A 22,562-nucleotide genomic window follows, 5' to 3' on the forward strand; every position below is an offset into this window, starting at 1 on the left:
TGCGTCAGAAAACCCGGGTCAGAAAACACCCAGCAGCTTGACCAGCAACGGCACCAGCAGCGCCGTGGCAATGCCGTTCAGCCCCAGGGCCAATGCAGAAAAGGCGCCAGCCGTTTCATTCACCTGGATGGCGCGCGCGGTGCCGATGCCGTGCGCCGCCATGCCCACGGCGAAGCCGCGCACCGCGGGCTCCTTGATGCGCAGCAGGTTCAGCAGGCCGGTTGCCATGATGGCGCCCGAAATGCCCGCGACGGCGGCGGCCACGGCAGCGAGCGACGGCAGCCCGCCGATCTTTTCGGCCACGCCCATCGCGATGGGCATGGTGGCCGACTTGGGTGCGAGCGACATCATCAGTTCATGCGAGCCGCCCAGCACCCAGGCAATGCCGATGGCCGAGACAATGGCCGCCGCCGAGCCCACCAGCAGCGCGACGCCGATCGGCAGCCACAGGCGGCGCAGCCGTGCGAGCTGGCCGTAGAGCGGCACGGCCAGCGCCACGGTGGCCGGGCCGATGAGAAAGTGCACGAACTTCGCGCCTTCGAAATAGGTGTCGTACGGTGTACGCGTGACGAGCAGCACCGTGACGATGACGACAACCGACACCAGCACCGGATTGACCAGCGGCCTGCTGCCGCTGCGCTTGTGCAGCCACAAGGCGCCCAGGTAGGCCAGCAGCGTGAGCGACAGCCAGAGCAGCGGCGATTGCGCCAGAAATACCCAGATCTCCGAGAGCTTCGCAGGAGCGGTCATTCCGCCTCCTTGCCGGTGATGCGGATCATCCAGCGCAGGGTGAGCGCAGTCACCGCCATGGTGAAGGCCGCGCCCAAAATGCCGGCCGCAAGAAACGGCAGCCACTCGCGCCCCACCCGTTCGAAATGCAGCATGACGCCGGTCACGGCGGGAATGAACAGCAGCATGAGGTTGCGCAGCAGATGGCCGGAGGTCTCGCTCAACGCCTCGGGCACGCCGCCACGCACCAGCAGCGCGACGAAGAGCAGCAGCATGCCGATCAGCGGACCGGGAATCGGCAGGCCCAGCCACTGCACGAGCAGCTCGCCGGCCAGTTGGCAAAGAAAGAGCGTGGTGATGGCGTAGAGCATGGTGGCGTTGGATTCCTGCTTGCATCCGTTCAATGTTCGGTGGCTTTTGCCACCCGTGTCCAGGCCTCCTCCAGCGCCTGCTGGCTTTGCGGGGGCAACACACCCAGCCGCACGTAGCCCGGCAGGCCAAAGGATGCGCAGTCGCGCAGCTTGATGCCTTCAATACGCAATTCTGCGGCGAGCTTCGGATACGGCACATCGGTGCGCGCGCAGAAAAAATTGGCGTCGCTGGGCAGGCACTGCCAACCCAGCGATTCGCAGAGGGCCCGTTGCTGCGCCTTCCAAGCTCGCAAGGTGCTCAGGCTTTGCGTGAGCCACGCCTGGGCTTCATCGCCGGACCAGGTTTCGAGCATTGCCACGCCGTGCGCGCCGATGGGCCATGAAGGTGACAGTTGCTCGATGCGTTGACTCAGCGCCGCGGCCCCATCGTTTTCGGGTGCAACGGCATAGGCGGCGCGAATGCCGGTCAAGCCCATCGCCTTGTTCGGCGTCCACAGCTGCCAGACGCGATTGCGTTGCGCGGCGTCGAACGACGGGCGGCCTTCCAGGCGCAGCGGCTCGTAGGCCATGTCGAGCACGCAGGCACCGTCTGCGTCCACGTGTGGCACGAGATCGGCTTGGCCCAATGGGCTCGACGGCTCGCAGCACCAGCGCAGCGCCGGCTTTCCCCGGGGTTCGGCGGTGCGCAACACCTGCAGGCCCCAGGCCAATGCCGCGCGCTCGTAGTCGCCGTAGCTGTGCACCGGCAGGCAGACCTCCAGGCCGCCGCCTTGCGCCCAGGCGGCGGTAATCCGATGAATGAATTCGCTCGCGCTTGCGGCAATGACCACGCGTTCGGCGGCCACGCCATGCAAGGCTGCCAATGCGCGGCGCAGCGACGTGTAGGCCGGGTCCGGGTAGTGCGCCGGATCGGCTGCGCGCAGCGCTGCCAGAACGGCAGGGCACGGACCCACGGCGTTGCCGTTGGTCGAGAAATCGTGCCGCGCCGCGCCGGCCCCGTCGGGACCGCCATGATGCGAATAGCTCGATGTCGTTCGTCGTTCCTGTGTCATGCCCATCCCGCTATGGCAAAGATGGCCAATGATGCACACACTGCCATCGCCAGTGCGGCCCTGCCGCCCAGCTGCGCTGCGCGCTGCGTCTGGGCCGCTTCGGCGCGCCGCCCTTCCGCATTCAACGCGTACACGCCGGGCTTGGCCAGCCGCACGCCAAGCAGCAATGCCATTGCTGCCATCGGCCATCCGCTGTTGGGTGAAGGCGTGCGGCGCGCCTCCGGCGCCAGCCCACGGGGCCATCGCCGCGCCGCGATCGCCAGCAGCAGCACGGTGAGCCGGGCCGGCAGCCACGAGAGCACGTCGTCCGCCCGCGCCGCCCATTTGCCGAACCATGTCCAGTCGCGGCCATTGCGCTCGCCGCGATAGCCCCACATGGCATCTGCCGTGTTCGCGAAGCGGTAGACCGCCGCGCCCGGCAAGCCCAGCAGCACAAACCAGAACAGCGGCGCGACCAGCGAATCGTTGAGGTTCTCGGCCAGTGATTCAATGGCACTTTCGCGCACTTCGCTCTCGCTGAGCATGGAGACGTCGCGGCTCACCAACCTGGCGAGTTGCGCACGCCCCGCGTCCAGCGACATGGCGAGCGCCGCCTCGACGGCAAGCACTTCACTGCGCAGCATGCGCCACGCAAAGAGCGGCTTCAGCGCGAGAGCGAGCACCACGGCGGTGGCCCAGCCCGGCAGCCTTTGAACCGCGGCCGCCTGAACCGCCAGCGCCACGGCACCAACCACAAGCGCACCAACGCACCACGCCAGCGCGCCCTTCAGGAACAGCGGCAGATCGCGCGGCCTTGCATCGGCCGCCGCCGGTGCAAGGCGGTGACCGATCCAGCCGAGGTAGTGCCCCATCCACACCACCGGATGCCACCGCGCCGCTGGCTCGCCCAGCCAGCGGTCGACGGCCAGCGCGAGCCACAAGGCGGCCGCGGCTGCCAACAGATCAGTCCTCGATGCCCCGCTGTGCGGGAATGCCGGCCTTGAAGGCGTGCTTGACCATGGTCATGTCGGTCACGGTGTCGGCCAACTCGACGATCTCGGGCGGGCACCGGCGGCCGGTAAGCACCACATGCACGTGCTTTGGCCGCTCGCGCAGCGTTTCGAGCACGCCTTCGAGCGGCAGCCAGCCGTAGATCAGCGGATAGGTGATCTCGTCGAGCACCACCAGGAAGAACTCGCCCGAAAGAATGGCCGCCCTGGCCTTTTCCCAGCCGTCGCGCGCCAACTGGCCCGAGCGCTCCAGGTCCTGGCTCTTCCAGCTGAAGCCGTCGCCCAGCCCCTCGATGGGAATGCCGATCTGCTCGAACATGCGGTGCTCGCCAAAGCGCGCCGAGGGCACTTTCATGAACTGGTAGATCTTCACGGCCTTGCCGCGTCCGTGCGCGCGCAGCGCCAGGCCGAAGGCCGCGGTGCTCTTGCCCTTGCCGTCACCGGTGTTGACGATGACGATGCCGCGGCGTTCGCCCTCGGGTTTGTCGTAGGGCTTGTCGCTGGGGGGAGTTTCAATCTGCATGTGGTGTTCGGAAAAGTCGTTCAATTCGGCAAGGCAATCCACTGGTCCGCCACGCGGTGCACGCGAATGCGGTGGTGGAACACCTGCTCGAGCGCTGCATGGGTGGCCGGGTCGCTGCTGCCGCCGTGGTGCACCACGCGGCCATGATTCATCACGACCAGCTCATCGGCCGCGAGCGCCATCGGCAGTTCGTGCAGCACGCTGACAACCGTGCGTCCTTCTGCCACCAGAGCGCGCGCGGTCTGCATCCAGTCGGCCTGATGGGGCGGGTCGAGGTTGGCGAGCGGCTCGTCCATCAAGAGCAGTTCGGCCTCGACCGCGAGTGCGCGCGCCATCAGCACGCGCTGGCGTTCGCCGCCGGAGAGCTGCCCCAGCGGACGTTCGCGCCAATCCCAGGCCTGCGTGCTGCGCAATGCGCGCTCCACGGCGTCCCGGTCGGCGGCGCTCGGTGTTGCAAGCCAGCGTTGGTGCGGCAGGCGGCCGAGCATCGCAATGTCGTACACCATCAGGTCGTCGGCGCTGCCCTCGCCCGCCGCGCCGCTCTGGCCCAGCCACGACAGGCGCTGCGCGCGAGTGCGGCCCGGCACTTTTGCAGCCGCCTCGCCGAACAGGAAAACCTCGCCGCGGTGCGGAAGCAAGCCCGCCAGTGCCTTGAGCAAGGTCGACTTGCCCGCGCCATTGGGCCCGACGATGCTGGTCCATCGCGCGGCGCCGAGCTTCAGGTCGATGCCGTGCAGCACCTCGGTGCCACCGAGCGTGGCGCTCACGCCGCGTGCTTCGAGTGCCGGAATGCGGCCGCTCATGCCACACCGCCCCGCGCGCTGCGCCTATGCATCAGCCACAGCAGGTAGCTGCCGCCGAGCACGGCCGTGAGCACGCCCACCGGCAGTTCCTGCGGGGCAATGAGCCAGCGTGCCGCCAAGTCGGCCGACATCAGCAGCAAGCCGCCCATGGCCGCAGACAGCACAATCAGCCCCGCATGCGTGGTCTTGACCACGGAGCGCACAAGGTGCGGCGAGGCCAGGCCAACGAATGCGATGAGGCCGGTCTGCGCCACGGCAGCGCCCGTGGCCAGCGCGAGCACCACCACCAGCGCGGCGCGCATGCCGCCCAGCGGCAAGCCCAGGCTCCTTGCAGTCGCTTCTCCGAGCGAGAGGCCGTCCAGCACCGGTGCAAGCGCCCAGCCCAAGAGAAGGCACACCGCGCCCACAGCCGCCATCACGGCACAAGCGCTCCAGCCCACCAAGCCGGTGCTGCCGAGAATGAAGCCCTGGATCGCCTGCAGAACGTCCGCCGAAGCGATGGTGATCAGGTCTTTGGCGGCGCCCAGCACCACGCCGACGATCACGCCCGCCAGCAACAGCCGCAGCGTCTGCTGCACGCCGCGCGCGAGCAACAGCGTGAGCATCACCGCAAGCACCGCCCCCACGAAAGCCGCGCCGGTAAGCCCCAGGCGCATGACCCACTGCATGCTGGCAACCGAGCCGCCGAACAGCATGAGAGCCACCGCCACGCCAAGCGAAGCGCCCGATGCACTGCCAAGCAGATAGGGATCGGCCAACGGATTGCGAAAGAGGCCCTGCGCCACCGCGCCGGCAAGCCCGAGCAACGCGCCCGCGAGCCAGGCGCCCAGCGTGCGCGGCAGGCGGATGTCCCAAACGATCTGCAGCGCAACCGGATCGCGCGATGCAGCCAGCAGGCTTTCGAAACCGGTGCTGCCGATACCCAGGCCGAGCAGCGCGAACGCAACGCCCAGGCCAAGCAAGGCAATGCCGAAGAGCCAGACCCTGCGTTGATGGTGCGTATGCATGAAGCGTTCTTGCGGCTCAGCCGGCCTTGTCCGCAAGGCAGCGCGCCATCAACCTTGCGGCCTCGTCCATGCGCGGACCGGGGCGCACGAGCACGTCGGACTCGTCGGGACTGAAGCGGCAGATGCGGCCTTCGCGCACCGCGCGAATACCGCCCCAGCCCGGCCGCTGCTCCATACCCTGCGCGCTGCGCACGCTGACCATGATGAGATCGGGATTGGCGCGCACCACGTATTCGGGGTTGAGCTTGGGAAACGGCCCGAGCGAAGCCGGCACGATGTTCTTTGCGCCGAGGCGGGTGAGCGTTTCGCCGATGAACGAAGACTCGCCGGCCGCGAACGGCGCGCTGTTGACTTCGAAGTACACACGCAAGCCCTTCGCGCGAGGCGGCAGCGATTGCGCCGCGGCCGACACGCTGGCGTCGATCAAGCGCCACACATTCGGCGCCTCGCGGGTACCAAGCACCTGGTCGAGCGTGTCGAGCACGCGCCGCACATCGGCATGGCTCTTGGGTTCGAGCACGATCACCTTGAGGCCCAGCGCTTCGAGCCGCTGGGTGACGCGGGATGACTTGGCAAGCAGCACAGCGTCAGGCCGCAGTGCCACGATGGCCTCGACGTTGGGATCGATCCCTCCGCCCAGTTGCGGCAAGGTGCGCACCGCGCTCGGCGAGTTGGAATAGTTGTCGACACCCACCAGCCGCGAGCAGGCGCCAAGCGCACAGACACCTTCGGTCAATGAGGGCAGCAACGAGACGATGCGCTGCGGCGGCCGAGGCAGGCTCACGGTGACGCCGCGCTCGTCCTTTACCTCGAGGGCATGCGCAGCCAGCGAAAGAATGCCAAGGCTGAGTGCCGCGAGAAAAAACCGAATTCGGTGCGTCATCGTCATGCGGCAGGCGCCTTCAAAGTCAACGGCAGTCCGGCCGCCATCAGGGTGACACGGTGGCATGCGGCCGCCACCTCCTGGTTCATGCGGCCAAGCGTATCGACAAACGCACGCGTTTCCCGCCCTAGCGGAATTACGCCCAAGCCAATTTCGTTGCCCACCAGCACCACTGGCCCGCGCGCCTCGCGCAGCGCAATGAGCAGCATGGCGAGGTGCGCCGAGGGCGTGCGCGTGGCCGGCTTTGCGCCCTCGGCGCGCAGCGGCATCAGCAGGTTGGTGAGCCAGAGCGTGAGGCAATCGACCACCACCAGCGTTTCGGGCGCGCTCTGCGAAACAATCGCGCGCGCCAGCTCTACCGGCTCTTCCACCGTTCGCATGGCCGGGACGCGCCTGGCGCGGTCGGCCTGGTGGCGCGTGATGCGCTCGCGCATCTCGTCATCGAATGGCTGCGCGGTGGCTATCAGCACGGCGCGCCGCGCAGCGGGGGCTTCGGCTATCCAGTCGATGGCGCACTGCTCGGCGTGGCGCGACTTGCCGCTCTTCTGGCCCCCAAGGATGAATTCATGCGCAATGGTCGTGGGCATTTCTTCTTCCATCAGGTTGCCGGGCGGCAAAGTCTACTGATTGCTGCGGCGACTATCGCGGCGTCCACTTAAGGCCAATATAGGCGTTGCGGCCGCCGGTGGCATAGCCGCGCGCCAGCGTGTAGTCCTTGTCGCCCACATTGTCGACGCGAGCCACCAGCCCGATGTCGCGCGTGATCTGCGTGCTGGCGACCAGGTTCAACACGGTGTAGCCGCTCAGCGTGCGGGTGTTGGCCGCATCGTCGTAGCGCTTGCTCGACGATTGCACTTCGGCACCCAGCGTCCAGCCGGCGATGCGCCAGTCGGCGCCCAGGGTGCCATGGCGGCGCGCACGGCGTGCAAGCAGGTTGTCGGTTTCCAGGTCGCGCGGATCCTGGAAGTCCACCGATGCGCGCAGCGTCACGTCGCCGATGCGGTGGCCGCCCGACAAGGTAATGCCCTGGTAACGCGCACGCGCAGTGCTGGCATAGCAGCCAAAGCCAGAGCCGCAGCCCGTGGCGGCGCCGTCAAACACGATCAGGTCGTTGACTCGGTTGCGGTACACGACGATGCCCGCATGCGTGTCGCCGTCGGCATACCGCAGGCCCAGTTCGACGTTGCGGCTCGACTCGGGCTTGAGATCGGGAGCGCCGTATTCGCTGAAGCGCTGGTACAGCGTGGGCGCGCGAAATGCCGTGCCGGCCGAGACGGTGGCACGCAGCTTGGGCGTGATGGCGTAGCCGTAGGCGGCGCTGCCGGTGGTCTTGCCGCCGAACTCGCTGTCGTCGTCGTGGCGCACATGCAGCTGCAGCGAGTGCGCGCCCTGCACGAATCCGTAGCCCAGCGAAACCGCATCTTGCGAGCGCTTGCGCGAAAGGAGGTCTGTGAAGGTGGTCGGCGCATTCTCGAGCGCATCTTCGCGCCGTTCGAGCGTCGCGGTCACAAGGTGCGAGCCGAAGCGGAACTCGTTCTGGAACAGGTAGCCGCGAAGATGCGTTTCGGTGCGGTAGAACGAAGGCTGCGTCTTGTAGGCCGCCTGCGAATCGGTAATCTGCACGCGCGTGCTGTAGATGTCGTTCCACTTGGCGGACCACGAAAGCCCGGCCGTGCGCAGCGTGTTTTGCGAAACGTCATTCGAAAACAGGATCGGCGGCCGGGTCCGGGTGCTGACCGGGGAGTCGTAGCCCGCTTCGGTGTCGCTGAAGAGCAGCGTGGCCTCCAGCCGCTGGCCGGGGGTGAACTGATAGCCGAGCCGCAGGTTGCCGGAGTCGTTGCGGTACCCGTCGCGATCGGGGTTCGTCAGGCCGTCCCTGGAAGGCGTGCGCTTTTCGATGGGCAGCGCATTGAAGCCCTTGCTCTCTTCATGTGCAACGCCCAGCGAATAGTCGAGTGCGCCCGATTTTCCGCTCACGCCCGCTTCTGCCTTGCGAAGGCCATGGCTGCCAAAGCCGACACCTGCATACGGCGCCACGCCTTCTTCGCCGCGGCGGGTGAAGAGCTGGATCACGCCACCCACTGCGTCGGAGCCGTACACCGCCGCGGCGGGGCCGCGCAGCACTTCGATGCGGTCGATCTGCGCAAGCGGAATCCCCTCCCAGCCGGCGCCGCCGGTCGATTGCGAATCGACACGCACGCCGTCGATGTACACGGCGGTGAAACGCGTGTCTGCGCCGCGGATGAACAGGCTGGTGGTGCTGCCCAGGCCGCCATTGCGCGTGATCTCGATGCCGGGCAGGCGCGCCAGCACGTCGGCCACGCCCACAGCGCCGCTGCGCTCGATGGTCTGGCGGTCGACGATGGACACGTCGCCCACCAGGTCTGAAAGCGGCTGCGGCGTGCGGTTGGCCGTGACCACGGTTTCGCCGAGGGTGGGCGCCTCTTGCTGGGCATGCGCCGCCGAAGGCAGCTGGATCAGCGCCAGGCCGCCGAAAGCGGAGGCCAGCGCGAGCGGCAGGCAGGCAAGGCGGCGGCGCGTGGAAACACGGCCGAGGGAAACGGAAACGCAGGAAATCATGAATGGACCGAACGAACGTCTATGCCCGTCGCCGGCCTCCCCGCCAGCGTTTGGGCGCAATGGCTGCTTCATGCGCGCGAATCGATCGCGCATGCGGCAGCCGCCTTGTTGGCCGGTATCCGGGCTGGCAGTGCGGCCTCACCGCCTTCCCAGGCGCCTGTTTCAGGGCGCCCAGTGGCTTGATGGATGAGGTTGACGCGCGTGGCGTCGACTGCTTGACCGTTGCGGGGGCAGCGCAGGCGGCTTCGGCCTTGTCCCGTTTCCCGGGGGGCGTTCACTCCTGCTTCCCGTTGAACCGCGGCGTGTGAACCACGACGCTGGCACCAACGGGCGGGATTCTAGGGCCTCTGGCCGGGGCAGTAAGCCAAAAGTTGCGCAGACTGTTGTTCGCCTCGCACCCGAAAGTTTGGAAAGAGCAAGGTGCAGGCCGCAGAATCCGTTCCGGTCCTACGCTGCGCCCAGCGCCGCGAGGACCGCCTCCCTGGGAAACTACAATCGCCAACCATGCCCGCTTCCAGCCCCATCGACCAGATCGCCGAGCGTGTGGAACGCCTGCTCGTGCGTCATGAAGAGGTGCAGCGCACCAATGCGCTGCTGCAGGAGCAGGTCGAAGCGCTCACGCGCGAGCGCGATGCGCTGAAGTCGCGGCTTGCCGCGGCGCGCACCCGCCTCGACGCACTGCTCGAGCGGCTGCCGGCCGAACCACCTTCCGAAGATTCCCCCGCATGAAGCAGATTGAAGTTCAGATCATGGGCCAGAGCTACCTGCTCGGCTGCCCCGAGGGCGGCGAGGCGCAGTTGCGCGACGCCGTCGACCGCGTGGACGCCGCCATGTGCAAGATCCGCGATGCGGGCAAGGTAAAGGCGCGCGACCGCATTGCGGTGCTCGCGTCGCTCAACCTGGCCTTCGACCTGGCGGCGCAGCAGGCTGCCGCCGCGGCAGCGCCGGCGCCTGCAGCCACTTCCGTTGCCACGGCATCGGAGGCAAGCGCCGGCGAGGACGACGCCAAGGCCGCCCAGCTCATTCAGAAACTCGATCAAGCCCTTGCGGGCGATGACCATTTACTCTGAGGAGAAGCGCCCGGCCCGTCCGAGGCGTAAAATCCGAACTGTCTGCGGTGCGCGTCGGGCTTAATATTTCCTTGTTCCAATGCTCTCCGGAGCCGGGCTTGGTACATCGCTTGGCGGGCGTGATCATCTCGCGTCAGATGAACCCGAAGCCTTGCTGCCCTCGCCCACCTGAACCCTGGTTCAGGATGCGGGTTCGGCGCCCACTTGCAGACACCTTTTTCCCTTCATACGGCCCCGGCATGCGCTGCACGGGGCCGTTGCTTTTTTTCAAGGCTCCGCTGCGTGAACTCCCTGCTCGACCCCCTCCTGATCGCCGAATTGGCCGCACTCGGCCTGGGCACCGGTTTTCTGGCGGGCTTGCTCGGCATCGGGGGCGGAATGCTCATGGTGCCGTTCATCACGATCATCATGGGGCACCGCGGGGTTGCTTCCGATCTTGCAGTGAAGATGGCCATTGCCACCTCGATGGCAACGATCATCTTCACCTCGGTGTCCAGCGTGCGCGCGCATCACAAGCGCGGCGCGGTTCGCTGGGACATCGTGCGGCGCCTGGCGCCCGGCATCGTCATCGGCAGCCTGCTTGGCAGCCTGGGCGTGTTCTCGCTGCTCAAGGGCACGGTGCTGGCCATCGTGTTCGCGCTGTTCGTGGGCTTCTCGGCAACGCAGATGTTTCTTGACCGCAAGCCCAAGCCCACGCGCCAGATGCCGGGCACGGCGGGCCAGCTTTCGGCGGGCGGCGCCATCGGCTTCATCTCGGGCCTGGTGGGTGCGGGCGGCGGCTTCGTCAGCGTGCCGTTCATGACCTGGTGCAATATCTCGATCCACAACGCCGTGGCCACCAGCGCCGCACTCGGCTTTCCGATTGCGGTGGCCAACGTGCTGGGTTATGTGGTGAGCGGCCAATCGGTGCAAGGGCTTCCGGCCGGTTCGTTCGGCTACATCTGGCTGCCCGCTCTCGCGGTCATTGCGGTGTGCAGCGTGCTCACCGCGCCGCTGGGTGCCAAGGCAGCGCACAACCTGCCGGTGAAAAAGCTCAAGCGCGTGTTCGCGAGCATCCTGTACCTGCTTGCCGCCTACATGCTCTGGAAGGGCCTGCAGGGCTGAGCCATCGCGCAGCTTCGCACACTGCGCGGCATTCGAGCGAAAGCCCCTTGGGCACCGGGTGAGACTCGTTGCGGCCGCATGGTGCGGGCCGTATAACCGGTCTCATGAAAATCCTCATCGCAGTCGACGGCAGCGCCTACACGCAGAAGGCGCTCAACTACCTGCTCGCCAACCGCGCCATGTTCGTGGACGGACATGAGCTGGTCATCGTGCATGTGTGCACCGGCGTACACGGCCACGTGGCACGCCACCTCAGCAAACAGGTGGTCGATGACTACTACGCCGAAGAAAGCGCCAAGGTGCTCGACCCGGTGAAGGCATTGCTCGCGCAGAACAACGTGGGCAACTTCACCATCGACAAGCGCCACGGCCACGCGGCCGAGGAAATCCTCAAGTCGGCAGCGGCCACGCATGCCCAGCTGATCGTGCTCGGCACCCATGGCCACGGCATTTTCGGCCGCGCGCTGATGGGCTCGGTAGCCACGAAGGTCATTTCCGAAACCGACACCTCGGTGCTGCTGGTGCAGTAAGCCGGCGAAGGCCGCCTTCTTTTATTGCTGTTGAATACGTTGCTGCCGCCACTCGCGCGGCGAGCAGCCGAAGCGTTCGCGGAATGCGCGGCTGAAGTGCGCCGCATCGTTGAAGCCGCGGCCATAGGCAATGTCGGCCACCGGCCGGCCGGCAAGGCGCGGCTCGAGCAGGTCGCGGCTGCACGCTTCGAGCCGGCGCTCCCAGATGTACTGCGAAGGCGTGAGCGGCTCGCTCTTGAAAATGCGGTGAATGTGGCTTGCTGAAACGCCCAGTTCTGCCGCGAGGGTCCCCATCGAAAGCGACGGGTCCGCCAACTGTTCGTCGATGCGGCGCTTTACGCGGGCCAAGTGGTAGGCCGTGAGGTTGCTGAGGCCCGGCGCGCGCGCCGCGGGCAGCGTTTGCAAGCCCGCAACCAGAATGCTCTGCACCCCGTTGGCCACCGCAAGTGCCGAGGCGGGCTGCAAGGTGTCGATGTCCTCGCGCAGTGTGCGGATCATTCCCAGAAGCAGGTGCCCTGCGCCCTCGCGCCCCGACACGGTGGTGGCCGTCAATGCTTGGGTGTCGTGCAGTTCGCTGCGCAGGCGCTCGCCGGGCAGCTTGAGCACGATCTGCTCGAAAGCGTTGTCGAACAGCAATTCATAGGGCCGGGTGCTGTCGTACAGCGCAAAGTCGCCCGCCGCCAGCACGGCGTCTCGCCCGTCCTGGCGCACCACGCCCTGGCCACGCGCCTGGATGCTGACCAGGAAATAGTCGTCGCCCGACCGCGAAATGTGCCCCGGCGTGCGCATGACCCTCTGCGGGCCCGACTTGACCACCGACACATCGAGGCTCGGCAGCGTGTGCTGGCGGATGCTGCCCTCGAAAGCGCCCGCGGCACCGTCTTGCACCGCATCGCACCCAAGCTGCACGTACACGTTGCAGATCATGTCCGTCCAGTAGGCGAGCCGCTGGTTGCGCGGAACGGCTTCGGTGCTGAGCAACTGATTCATCGGGATTTCTCGGTTTCTTGAAAAGCCGGCATGCAACGCTGGAACAAGAACGCCGCAAGTCCGGGTCAAGGCGTTTCGCGGCGGCGAATCTACGCTTGAAGCAACCCGCATGCCACCGCGCAAACCCGGTGCAAGGTGTGCGAAGTTGTTTCACCAACCGCTTCTGGAGACCCACCATGCCCGCCACCGTTCATCCCAAGCTTCGCGTTGCCGCCGTGCAGGCCGCGCCAGTGTTCCTCGATCTCGACGGCACGATCGACAAGACCATCGACCTCATGGCCGAGGCGGCCGGCCAGGGCGTGAAGCTCATCGCCTTTCCTGAAACCTGGGTGCCGGGCTACCCCTGGTGGATCTGGCTCGACTCGCCGGCCTCGGGCATGCAGTTTGTGCAGCGCTATCACGACAACGCGCTGGTCGTCGGCTCGGGCGAGTTCGACCGCATTCGGGATGCCGCGCGCAAACACAGGATCTGGGTTTCGCTGGGCTACAGCGAAAAGGCCGCCGGCAGCCTCTACATTGCGCAGGCACTGATCGACGACCAGGGCAACACCGTGCAGACACGCCGCAAGCTCAAGCCCACCCACGTGGAGCGCACCGTGTTCGGCGAAGGCGACGGCTCCGACCTTGCCGTGGCTGAAACAGCCATCGGCAACATCGGGTCGCTCTCGTGCTGGGAGCACCTGCAGCCGCTCAGCAAGTACGCGATGTATGCGCAGAACGAGCAGATCCACTGCGGCGCATGGCCCAGCTTCTCGCTCTACCGCGGCGCGGCCTTCGCCCTTGGCCCCGAGCTCAACAATGCGGCCAGCCAGGTGTATGCGGCGGAGGGCCAGTGCTTCGTCGTCGCGCCCTGCGCCACGGTTTCGCAGGCCATGAGCGAGCTGATGTGCACCGATGCCGGCAAGCAGCAGTTGCTGCGTGTGGGCGGCGGCTTTGCACGCATCTACGCGCCCGACGGCTCACCGCTTGGGACGCCCCTGGCCGAGGACCAGGAAGGCTTGGTGATTGCCGACATCGACCTTGGAATGATTGCGCTCGCCAAGGCGGCGGCCGACCCCAGCGGCCACTACTCACGCCCCGACGTGACGCAGTTGCTGCTGAACAAGACGCGGCGCGAACCGGTGGTGCTGCAGCGTGCGCCCGAGGTCGAAGGCGGCGCCTTCGAAGCCATCGTCGCCACGCCCGAGCCGGGCGCCGCGGCGCGCCAGCAGTTGGCCGCCTGAACCAGCAGGAGCCACGCCATGGAATCAGCCATTGCAGAGCACCTGAAGTGCCCACGCACGCGCCACCGCCGCGTGGAAGACGACTACGCGCCGCCCTACCCCGTCTGGTCGGCACGCGCGCCGGCCGCGGTGAGGCAGGTGGTGATGGGCTACTTCGGCGTGCAATCGCGCGGCGCCGATATGCAAGGGCGAGCTTGCGCTGCGCTGATGAAGATCGCAGCCGGCTTCGCGCTGCCCGACGGCCCGGGCCACCACGACTTCGCACACCATGTCGATGCCGACGGCTACGACAACATGATCGCCATTGCCTATTGGGATGACCCTGCCGCCCATGCACGCTGGTGCGCGACGCCCGAAATCGATGCGTGGTGGCGCTCTGCAGAAAGGCTCTCGGATGGCTTGGGCTACTTTCGCGAGATCGTCTCGCCGCGCGCCGAGCACTTCGAAACCATGTTCAACACGCCCGACCGGCTCGAGGGCGTGGGCGTGGTGATGGGCACCGTGAGCGGCGAACTGCAGGAGCACGGCTACTGGGGTTCAATGCGCGACCGCATCCCGCTCTCGCAGACCGACGCCATGGCGCCTACCGGCACACGCGCGGTGATTGCCGGCGCGCCGGCACACGGGCAGCGCGTGCGCGTTGCCGGCCACGAGAACATCGCGATGATCCGTTCCGGCCAGGAATGGGCCGACACCACTGGCCAGGAACGCAAACTCTATCTGGACCAGATGGAGCCGGTGCTGCGCGAGGGCATGGACTTTTTGCGCGACAGCGGCCTGGGCATCGGGTGCTACGTCAACCGCTACATGCGCCATCTCGATGCCACGGGCTCGCCGCTCGAAAAATCGTTCGGCCTGAGTTTCTGGCATTCGCTTGCCGACATGGAGCGCTGGGCCGAGTCGCACCCCACGCATGTTGCAATCTTCGGCAGCTTCATGCGCTACGTGCAGGCACTCGACTTTCAGTTGCAGCTGCGCGTGTACCACGAGGTGTCGGTGCTGAAGGCCGACGAGCAGAGCTACGAGTACATCAACTGCCACCCGCGCAGCGGGCTGATGAACGGGTTACACACGGCTCAGGAGGCCGTGCTTGAAAGACCCGGAGCCTAGGCGAACAACCCCTTGTGCTCGGCGCGCAGCAGCGCCTTCTGTACCTTGCCCATCGTGTTGCGCGGCAGTTCGTTCACCACGAAGCAGCGCTTCGGTATCTTGAAATTCGCCAGCTTCGACTTGAGTTCCGCCACGATGGCATCGGCATCAAGCGTGCCGCCCGCCTTGGGAATGACGATGGCCACGCCCACCTCGCCGAAGTCGGGGTGCGGCACGCCGATCACCGCGCTCTCGGCCACGCCGGGAAGCTCGTTGATGTAGCCCTCGATCTCGGCCGGGTAGACGTTGTAGCCACCGCTGATGATCAGGTCCTTGCTGCGACCGACGATGGTGATGTAGCCGCGGCCGTCGATCTTGCCGACGTCGCCCGTCTTGAAGAAACCGTCGGCAGTGAATTCTTCCTTGGTTTTCTCGGGCATGCGCCAGTAGCCCGCGAAGACGTTGGGGCCGCTCACCTCGATATTGCCGATCTCGTCGGTGGTGCAGTCGCGGCCGCTGTCGTCGCGCACGCGCAGCTGCACGCCCGGCAGCGCAAAGCCGACGGTGCCGCCGCGGCGTTCGCCCTGCGTCGGGCTGTAGGGGTTGGAGGTGAGCATCACCGTTTCGCTCATGCCGTAGCGTTCGAGAATGGTGTGGCCGGTGCGCTCGCGCCATTCGTCGAAGGTTTCGATGAGCAACGGTGCCGAGCCCGCAACGAAGAGCCGCATGTTGCGCACCGCCTCGCGCGTGAGGCCGGGTTCTGCCAGCAGCCGCACGTAGAGCGTGGGCACGCCCATGAACACCGTGGCTTCGGGCAACTTCTCGACCACGCGCTTGGGGTCGAATTTGGACAGCCAGATCATCTTGCTGCCATTGAGCAGCGCGCCGTGCAATGCGACAAAGAGGCCATGCACGTGGAAGATGGGCAGCGCGTGGATCAGCACGTCGCCCTGCGTCCAGCCCCAGTAGTCCTTCAGCACCTCGGCGTTGGAGAGCAGGTTGCCGTGCGTGAGCATGGCGCCCTTGCTCCGGCCGGTGGTGCCGCTGGTGTAGAGAATGGCGGCCAGGTCGTCCGCCTTGCGGTGGGCGACCGCATGCTGGTCGCTGCACTGCGCGGCAACTTCGAGCAGCGTGCCGGTGCGGTTGTCGTCCAGCGTAAACACATGCCGGGTGCCCGCCGCATTGGCAATAGGCCCGACCCACGACGCATTGCGGCTGGTGCACACCACGACGGCCGGCTCGGCGTTGCCGATGAAATATTCGATCTCGGCGCTTTGGTAGGCAGTGTTGAGCGGCAGGAACACATAGCCGGCGCGCAGCGTGGCGAGATAGAGAATCATCGCCTCGACCGACTTCTCGACCTGCACCGCGATGCGGGCGCCCTCTTCCAGGCCCAGCGCGCCCAGCAGGTTGGCGATCATTGCGCTGGCGCGGTCGAGATCCCTCCACGAGTAGAACAGGCCGTTGTCGGTTTCAACGGCAATGCCGTCGAGGTTGGCGGGAAAGGCCGCGCGCAAGGCGGCAAACAGATTGGGGTTGGCTTTCGTCTTCATCGGGCAGGTCTTCAGAAATTCGGTGTGCGCTTGGCAAGAAAGGCGGCAATGCCTTCGCGGTGCTCGGCGGAGTCAGCGTAGTCGTAGGCGGTTGCGAGCAGGTTCTCGGTCGATTGCGCGCCGGCCTTCAGCATGGCAAAGGTGCGCTTGTGCAGCCGGGCGGCCTGCGGCGCCAGTGCGCCTATGCGCGCGGCGTGTGCCTGCGCGGCGGCAGCCACTTCGCTGTCGGGCAGCACGTGCAGCAAGAAGCCGGCGTCGTACAGGCGCTGTGCCCCGTGCACTCCGGCGGCCAGCAGCATGTCGCGCGCGAGCACGTCGCCGATGGCGCCATGCACCAGTGCCGCCTCTCGCGGCGCCATGGGAAAGCCCAGCTTTGCAATGGGTGCGCCGAACTTCGCGGAGGCGCCCGCCAGCCGGATGTCGCAGCAGCTTGCTATCTCGATGCCGGCGCCCATGCATGCGCCTTCGATCTGCGCGACCAGGGGCACCGGGCAATCGAGCATGGCCTGCAGCGCGGCCCAGACTTCGTTCTCGTGAAATTCGCGCAGGCTGGCTTCGTCGAACCGGAACGACGGGTACTCCGAAATGTCGCCGCCGGCGCAGAACGCGGCGCCCTCCCCGCTGACGACCACGCATCGAAGCCCGGCGTCGTTCGCATGGGCGATGCCGTCGAACACCGCGCGCAGTTCACGCCACATTGCGCGCGTCATTGCATTGAGGCGCCCAGCGTTCGACAAGGTGACGAACGCAATGGCGCCCTCGCGGCGCAATGAAACGGTGCTTTGGCTCATTACTCGAGCTTGGCGCCCGAGGCCTTGACCACAGCGGCCCAGCGCTTGATCTCGGAACTGACGAAGCCGCCGTACGAGGCCATGGTGAGGCTCGGAATTTCGGAGCCGTTCTGGGCCCAGATGGCCTTGAGCTCGTCCGTGGCAAGCGCCTTCTTCATGTCGTCGACGATGCGCGCCTGCAAGTCGGCCGGCGTGCCCTTGGGCGCCCACAGGCCGTACCAGGTGGTAACGGTGTAGTCGGGCAGGCCAACCTCTGCGGCGCACGGCACGTCCGGGAACGCGGGGTTGCGCTTGCTGCCGGCCACCATCAGCGCCTTGATGCGGCCGCCCTTGATGTGCTGGGCGGAAGAGCCCAGGCCGTCGAACATCAGGTCGACGTTGCCCGCGATCAGGTCGGACAGCGCCGGGCCTGCCCCGCGGTACGGAATGTGGGTAATGAAGGTGCCGGTCTGCAGCTTGAACAGCTCACCCGCCAGGTGATGCGAGGTGCCCGAACCCGCCGAGCCGTAGTTGAGCTTGCCCGGATTGCGCTTGGCTGCGGCCACGAACTCCTGGAGCGTGTTGGCCGTGACGCGCTTGGGATTGACCACCACCACCTGCGGCACATTGGCCAGCAGCATCAGCGGGACAAAATCTTTCTCGATGTCGTAGTCGAGCTTGGGATAGATCGACGGCGCAATGGCGTGGTGAACCGCGCCCATGAAGAGCGTGTAGCCGTCGGCCTGCGCCTTGGAGGCGATGCTCGCGCCCACGGTGCCGCCGGCGCCGCCGCGGTTGTCGATGACCAGTGTCTGGCCGGCTACCTTGGCAAACTGGGCCGAGAGCGGGCGCGCGAACGCGTCGGTGCCGCCGCCGGCCGGAAACGGCACGACCATGTTCACCGGCCGGGTGGGCCAGTTACCTCCCTGCGCGCCCGCACCGCCGCACAGAACGGCGGCACCGGCTGCGCCCAGACGCAGCACGTCGCGTCGTTGAAAACCCTGAGTCATCTGTCATCTCCTGTCGTTGTGGAATGCCGCCCCATGCGGCCGCCGGCACCTCGCGCGCCGGACTTTTTCTTTCAGAACTCAGCCTTTTTTGAAGAACAGGCTTTCGACATCTCCCGAAACTGCCACCTTGCCTTCGGCCAACCATGCGCGATGCTTGTCGAGCCGCTTGAGATCGTAGAGGTAATTGACCATGAGGCCATAAGACTGCTTTTGCCCCTTGGGCGACGGGTCGCCGGCCCAGTTGAGCCGCTCCACGCGGGCGCCGTTGCCCAGGTGAAAGCGTGCCACAGGGTCGGCCGGCGTGCCGTCGATCAGCGTGTGGCCCAGGTACTCGGCCGCCGCCTGCAGCAGCCATTGGCGCAGCGGCGACTTTGCATCGAGCGTGGCAGCGCCGTCTACCGCCGCAAGCAGGCGGTCGGCCGTGGGCGGCAGCGAGCCGACGAGGCGCCCAAGCTCGGCCTCTCGTTTTTCGTCCAGGCGCGGCAGCAGATCCGCGGCGTTCTTGGAGAGCCAGGCGCGAAAGCCGGGAATCGGCGAGAGCGTGGCAAAGGTCTTCAGGCGCGGCAGTTCGTCCTGCAGCGTCTCGACCACGCGCTTGATGAGCGAATCGCCAAAGCTCACACCGCGCAGGCCGTTCTGGGTGTTGCTGATCGAATAGAAGATGGCGGTGGTCGCCTTGGCCGGCTGGATGGGCACGGCGGCTTCATCGAGCAGCGGCATGATGCCGTCGCTGATGCGATCGACCAGCGCAACCTCGACAAAGATCAGCGGCTCATTGGGCAGCCGCGGATGAAAGAAGCCATAGCAGCGGCGGTCGCTGTCGTCGAGCCGGTTCTTCACGTCGGTCCAGCTCTTGATGTCGTGCACGGCCTCGTAGCGAATCAGCTTTTCGATCAGCGAGGCAGGCGAATGCCAGTCGATGCGGCGCAGTTCGAGAAACGCAACGTCGAACCAGGTGGAGAACAAGTGCTCCAGCTCGGCATCGAGCGCAATCAGCCGCTTGTCGGACTTGAGAAAAGGCAGCAGCTCGGCGCGCAGGTCGACCAGAAAGCGCATGCCCTCCGGCTCGACCGCAAAGCGCTGCAGCAGCCGCATGCGAGGCGACACCAGCGCACGCCGCAGCTTCAGCTCGGCCTGGCCTTCGTCGGGCGTGCCCACGGCGGCCTGGTGCTGGTCGCGCGCGGACTTGAGCTTTTGCGGATCGGCCGCGAAATGCTCGCTCATCAGCGCCCAATAGTCGCGGCGCTCCTCCGGCGTGGCGGCAGCGTATTCGCGCGCAATGGCATGTGCCCTGCGGCCGCCCTCCACCTCGCTCACGCGTGGATCGATGACCGATTGCAAGGCCGTGAGCACGCGGCGCAGGGCACGCGGCGACAACGCCTCGTCGGCCTTGCGCAAGGTAGCCTGCATGCGCTCGGTGGTCGAGCGCGCTGCGGGCTTTGCGGCCGCCTTGGGCACACTGCGGGCCGCGCCCTCGGGTGCCACGGGCACCTTGTTGTCTGACTTGTCGCCAGAGCGCAGCCGCGCCTGGAACCATTCGGTCGCACTCATCGACAAACTCCAATTCGGTTGGGTCGGGAGATGCGCTTTTTTGTGTTGTTCATGACATCACCCTGGATTTCTGTTGCCGCGCCACTTCGCGCAGTGCCTCGCGCTGACGGGTCAGGTGCGTGCGCATGGCGGCATCCGCGCCTTCGCTGTCGCGCGCCTTGAGCGCCGCAAAAACCGCCAGATGCTCCGACAGGCTTTGCTCGAGCCGGCCCGGTGCGTGCAGTTGCTGGAGCCGCGCGAGCTTGAGAATCTTGCGCAGGTCGCCGATCACCTGCGCCAGCCACTTGTTGTCGGCCAGCTGGATGATCGCTTCGTGAATGAGGTGGTTGGTGGCGTAATAGTCGTTGATGCGCTTGGCCTTGGCATGGCGCACCAGCCGTTCATGCAGGGCGTCCAGCTCGTGCAGCTCGGCATCGCTTGCGTTGCGCGCGGCCTCATAGGCGCAGCGGCCCTCGAGCAAGGCAATGACCGGAAATATCTCATCGAGATCGCGCTCCGTTACCTCGCGCACGAAGCACCCGCGCCGCGGCTCGTGCCGCAGCAGGCCCTCGGCCGTGAGCACCTTGAGCGCCTCGCGCAAGGGCGTGCGCGAAATCGACAGCCTTTCGCAGAGCGCCGCCTCGTCCAGGAAGCTGCCCGGCGCCAGGTCGCCCGCGAAGATCTGCTCACGCAGCGTTGCGGCGACTTCGTCGTGCAGTGAGTTGGGAACGAGGCGCATGGCGGAGTGCTGTGAAGCAGCGTAATTTCCTGTAATTACGCATAATTGTGAGCCCGCAACCAATACAGCGCAAGGGCCGCGCAACCCATGCGCGGCCCGGGCTTACCCTGAGAACTTGCCGCTCAGGCGGCAACCGGCCGGGGACGCCTTGCGGCCCAGAGCCAAAGACCGATGCCGAAGAGCACCATGGGCACGCTGAGCCATTGCCCCTGGCTCAGATTCAGCGCACGCAGGCCCAGAAAGTCGTCCGGCTCGCGGAAGTATTCGGCAATGAAGCGCAACGCGCCATAGCCGATGAGGAATACCGCGGCCACTTGCCCCTCTTTGCGTTCCTTGCGTGCGTACAGCCACATGATGACGAACAGCAGCAGCCCTTCGAGCAGGAACTGGTAAACCTGCGAAGGGTGGCGCGGCAGCATCGATCCGCTCTGCGGAAACACCATGCCCCATGGCAGGTCGGGGCTGCTGAAACGGCCCCAAAGCTCGCCGTTGATGAAATTGCCCACCCGGCCCGCCGCAAGGCCCGTGGGCACGCAGGGCGAGACAAAGTCCATCACCTGCCAGAACGGCCGGGCGCGAGAGCGCGCAAACCAGACCATTGCGGCAATCACCCCCAGCAGTCCGCCATGAAAGCTCATGCCGCCCTGCCACACATAGAGAATTTCGAGCGGATGCGAAAGATAGAACTCGGGCTTGTAGAACAGGCAGTAGCCGAGCCGCCCGCCCGCGATGACGCCCATCACGCCAAGAAAAAGAATGTCCTCGATGTCCTTGCGCTGCCACGCGCCCGCACCGGCGAGCGAGCGGTACGGTTCGTGCCGCAGGCGGCGCGTGCCAAGAAAGTAGAACAGCGCGAACGCGGCCAGGTAGGTCAGGCCGTACCAGTGAATGGCGACGGGTCCCAGCTGCAGGGCGACGGGATTGATCTGCGGGTACATGAGCATGGCGCAGATTGTGCCCCGGCGATGTGGCGTTGCTCGCGGCTGTGGTCAACCGCTGGTCAACCTCGCTTGTGAGTCCGCTCGCGAACGAACTCCACGAACCGCGCCAGCGCTGGATGCATCGCGTGTGCCGGCCACACCAGGCTGGTTTCGCATGCAGGCAGCGCCACCCGGCCGCGGCCCGGTCCCTTGAACTCTTGCGCCTGGCGGTAGACCACGCCCGCGCGCTTGAACTGCATCACGCTGTGCGGCACCCAGGCCAAGCCGATGCCGCCTGAGACCAGGTTGACGATGGTCTGCATCTGGATGGCCTCTTGCGCCAAGGTGGGTGTACGGCCGGCCGAGTGATAGAGACTGAAAATCGCGTCGTGCAGCGAAGGCACGATACGGCGCGGAAAAATCACCAGGGGTTCCGCGAGCACCTGTGCCAGTTGCACGGGCGCCGCACTCGCCAGCGCATGCTGCGCCGGCATGGCCAGCACCAGCGGCTCCTGCTCCACCGGCAACCGCGCGAGGCCCGGCGGGGCTGCACCGGGCGAATGGAGCATCAGCCCGGCGTCGATCTCGCCGCGCGCAAAGGCTTCGAGCTGCACGTCGCCCGTGGCCTCGACAAGTTCCAGCGCCACCTCCGGGCACAGCACGCGGAATTCGCGCACCCAGGCCGGCAGCTTCTCGAATCCGATGGTCGAAACAAAGGCAATGCGCACCCGGCCCACCTGCCCCGCCGCCGCCGCGCGGGCCCTTTCGGGCAGCGCCTGCGCGCGGGCGAGCAGTTCGCGCACGTCGGGCAGCAAGGCTTCGCCGGCGGGCGTAAGGGCCACGCGCCGACGGGTGCGGTCGAACAGCGCCACGCCCAATGTCTTCTCGAGCTGGGCGATGGCCTGCGTGACCGGCGGTTGGGTCATGTGAAGGCGCTCGGCGGCGCGGCCGAAATGAAGTTCTTCGGCCACGGCCACGAACTGGCGCCAGGCACGCAGGTCGATCAGGGCTTCTTTCATATGCCGAGCATATCAATCCAAGCACAAAAAGGGATTGGAATGAATCAATGAGAAGTCCGATACTTGACCCTTCCCCGA

24 protein-coding genes and 1 riboswitch are annotated in these 22,562 nt (G+C 66.5%); of the genes, 6 read left to right on the top strand and 18 right to left on the bottom strand.

Features of this window, described 5'->3' with window-relative positions; all coding sequences use genetic code 11:
* Positions 1–18: 18 nt before the first annotated feature.
* The 10 genes from QHG62_RS12435 to QHG62_RS12480 are packed head-to-tail and all read right to left on the bottom strand — an operon-like array spanning position 19 to position 8,937.
* Positions 19–750 (bottom strand): LrgB family protein, encoded by a 732-nt coding sequence (locus tag QHG62_RS12435; protein WP_281151126.1) that lies wholly within the window; start codon positions 748–750, stop codon positions 19–21.
* Entirely contained in the window at positions 747–1,100 is a 354-nt protein-coding gene (locus QHG62_RS12440) for a CidA/LrgA family protein (RefSeq protein ID WP_281151127.1), read from the bottom strand. The genes QHG62_RS12435 and QHG62_RS12440 overlap by 4 nt, the downstream gene beginning before the upstream one ends.
* A gap of 29 nt (positions 1,101–1,129) precedes the next feature.
* Positions 1,130–2,152 (bottom strand): aminotransferase class I/II-fold pyridoxal phosphate-dependent enzyme, encoded by a 1,023-nt coding sequence (locus tag QHG62_RS12445; protein ID WP_281151128.1) that lies wholly within the window; start codon positions 2,150–2,152, stop codon positions 1,130–1,132.
* Positions 2,149–3,093 carry an adenosylcobinamide-phosphate synthase CbiB gene (gene cbiB / locus QHG62_RS12450; RefSeq protein WP_281151603.1) on the bottom strand — a complete coding sequence of 315 codons (945 nt, stop codon included), beginning with the start codon at positions 3,091–3,093 and terminating at the stop codon, positions 2,149–2,151. Before cbiB ends, QHG62_RS12445 begins: the two co-directional genes overlap by 4 nt.
* A 1-nt stretch (position 3,094) precedes the next feature.
* Complete coding sequence (cobO, locus tag QHG62_RS12455; RefSeq protein WP_281151129.1) at positions 3,095–3,664, bottom strand: cob(I)yrinic acid a,c-diamide adenosyltransferase; 570 nt, start codon at positions 3,662–3,664, stop codon at positions 3,095–3,097.
* A 20-nt stretch (positions 3,665–3,684) separates the two neighbouring features.
* Entirely contained in the window at positions 3,685–4,467 is a 783-nt protein-coding gene (locus QHG62_RS12460; RefSeq protein ID WP_281151130.1) for an ABC transporter ATP-binding protein, read from the bottom strand.
* Positions 4,464–5,474: a FecCD family ABC transporter permease gene (locus tag QHG62_RS12465; protein WP_281151131.1), complete on the bottom strand. Its 1,011-nt coding sequence runs from the start codon at positions 5,472–5,474 to the stop codon at positions 4,464–4,466. The genes QHG62_RS12460 and QHG62_RS12465 overlap by 4 nt, the downstream gene beginning before the upstream one ends.
* Before the next feature lie 16 nt (positions 5,475–5,490).
* Complete coding sequence (locus QHG62_RS12470) at positions 5,491–6,357, bottom strand: ABC transporter substrate-binding protein (protein ID WP_281151605.1); 867 nt, start codon at positions 6,355–6,357, stop codon at positions 5,491–5,493.
* Positions 6,358–6,359: 2 nt separating this feature from the next.
* Positions 6,360–6,944, bottom strand: coding sequence for a bifunctional adenosylcobinamide kinase/adenosylcobinamide-phosphate guanylyltransferase (cobU, locus tag QHG62_RS12475; protein ID WP_281151132.1), 585 nt, complete (start codon positions 6,942–6,944; stop codon positions 6,360–6,362).
* Between the two features lie 52 nt (positions 6,945–6,996).
* A complete protein-coding gene (locus tag QHG62_RS12480) occupies positions 6,997–8,937 on the bottom strand; it encodes a TonB-dependent receptor domain-containing protein (RefSeq protein WP_281151133.1) in 1,941 nt (646 codons plus the stop codon).
* A gap of 93 nt (positions 8,938–9,030) precedes the next feature.
* A riboswitch (cobalamin riboswitch) is annotated at positions 9,031–9,279 on the bottom strand.
* A 162-nt stretch (positions 9,280–9,441) separates the two neighbouring features.
* Here QHG62_RS12480 and QHG62_RS12485 point away from each other — a divergent pair.
* The 4 genes from QHG62_RS12485 to QHG62_RS12500 all read left to right on the top strand — a co-directional run bounded on the left by QHG62_RS12485 (position 9,442) and on the right by QHG62_RS12500 (position 11,641).
* Entirely contained in the window at positions 9,442–9,666 is a 225-nt protein-coding gene (locus QHG62_RS12485) for a DUF904 domain-containing protein (RefSeq protein ID WP_093023459.1), read from the top strand.
* Positions 9,663–10,007, top strand: coding sequence for a cell division protein ZapA (locus tag QHG62_RS12490; RefSeq protein WP_281151135.1), 345 nt, complete (start codon positions 9,663–9,665; stop codon positions 10,005–10,007). The genes QHG62_RS12485 and QHG62_RS12490 overlap by 4 nt, the downstream gene beginning before the upstream one ends.
* A gap of 282 nt (positions 10,008–10,289) precedes the next feature.
* Complete coding sequence (locus QHG62_RS12495; RefSeq protein WP_281151136.1) at positions 10,290–11,111, top strand: sulfite exporter TauE/SafE family protein; 822 nt, start codon at positions 10,290–10,292, stop codon at positions 11,109–11,111.
* A 104-nt stretch (positions 11,112–11,215) separates the two neighbouring features.
* Positions 11,216–11,641, top strand: a complete 426-nt coding sequence (locus QHG62_RS12500; protein WP_281151137.1) for a universal stress protein — start codon at positions 11,216–11,218, stop codon at positions 11,639–11,641.
* Positions 11,642–11,662: 21 nt separating this feature from the next.
* On the opposite strand, the gene QHG62_RS12505 is transcribed toward QHG62_RS12500, so the two are convergent.
* Positions 11,663–12,631 carry a helix-turn-helix domain-containing protein gene (locus QHG62_RS12505; RefSeq protein ID WP_281151138.1) on the bottom strand — a complete coding sequence of 323 codons (969 nt, stop codon included), beginning with the start codon at positions 12,629–12,631 and terminating at the stop codon, positions 11,663–11,665.
* Between the two features lie 176 nt (positions 12,632–12,807).
* Between QHG62_RS12505 and QHG62_RS12510 the strand changes: the two genes are divergently transcribed.
* Positions 12,808–13,854 carry a carbon-nitrogen hydrolase family protein gene (locus QHG62_RS12510; RefSeq protein WP_281151139.1) on the top strand — a complete coding sequence of 349 codons (1,047 nt, stop codon included), beginning with the start codon at positions 12,808–12,810 and terminating at the stop codon, positions 13,852–13,854.
* A gap of 18 nt (positions 13,855–13,872) precedes the next feature.
* Positions 13,873–14,964 (top strand): phenylacetaldoxime dehydratase family protein, encoded by a 1,092-nt coding sequence (locus tag QHG62_RS12515; RefSeq protein ID WP_281151140.1) that lies wholly within the window; start codon positions 13,873–13,875, stop codon positions 14,962–14,964.
* On the opposite strand, the gene QHG62_RS12520 is transcribed toward QHG62_RS12515, so the two are convergent.
* The 7 genes from QHG62_RS12520 to QHG62_RS12550 all read right to left on the bottom strand — a co-directional run bounded on the left by QHG62_RS12520 (position 14,961) and on the right by QHG62_RS12550 (position 22,484).
* Entirely contained in the window at positions 14,961–16,496 is a 1,536-nt protein-coding gene (locus QHG62_RS12520) for a malonate--CoA ligase (protein ID WP_281151142.1), read from the bottom strand. The genes QHG62_RS12515 and QHG62_RS12520 overlap by 4 nt on opposite strands.
* Positions 16,497–16,507: 11 nt before the next feature.
* A complete protein-coding gene (locus QHG62_RS12525) occupies positions 16,508–17,287 on the bottom strand; it encodes an enoyl-CoA hydratase/isomerase family protein (protein ID WP_281151143.1) in 780 nt (259 codons plus the stop codon).
* On the bottom strand, positions 17,287–18,276 hold the full coding sequence (locus tag QHG62_RS12530) for a Bug family tripartite tricarboxylate transporter substrate binding protein (RefSeq protein WP_281151144.1): 990 nt from the start codon (positions 18,274–18,276) through the stop codon (positions 17,287–17,289). Before QHG62_RS12530 ends, QHG62_RS12525 begins: the two co-directional genes overlap by 1 nt.
* 78 nt (positions 18,277–18,354) lie before the next feature.
* Entirely contained in the window at positions 18,355–19,827 is a 1,473-nt protein-coding gene (locus QHG62_RS12535; protein ID WP_281151145.1) for a malonyl-CoA decarboxylase, read from the bottom strand.
* Positions 19,828–19,876: 49 nt separating this feature from the next.
* Positions 19,877–20,545 carry a GntR family transcriptional regulator gene (locus QHG62_RS12540; protein WP_281151146.1) on the bottom strand — a complete coding sequence of 223 codons (669 nt, stop codon included), beginning with the start codon at positions 20,543–20,545 and terminating at the stop codon, positions 19,877–19,879.
* A gap of 122 nt (positions 20,546–20,667) precedes the next feature.
* Positions 20,668–21,489 (bottom strand): prolipoprotein diacylglyceryl transferase, encoded by an 822-nt coding sequence (lgt, locus tag QHG62_RS12545; protein ID WP_281151147.1) that lies wholly within the window; start codon positions 21,487–21,489, stop codon positions 20,668–20,670.
* A 56-nt stretch (positions 21,490–21,545) separates the two neighbouring features.
* Entirely contained in the window at positions 21,546–22,484 is a 939-nt protein-coding gene (locus QHG62_RS12550) for a LysR family transcriptional regulator (protein WP_281151148.1), read from the bottom strand.
* Positions 22,485–22,562 lie beyond the last annotated feature (78 nt).

It is taken from the genome of Variovorax paradoxus (assembly GCF_029919115.1).
Lineage (GTDB): Bacteria > Pseudomonadota > Gammaproteobacteria > Burkholderiales > Burkholderiaceae_C > Variovorax > Variovorax paradoxus_O.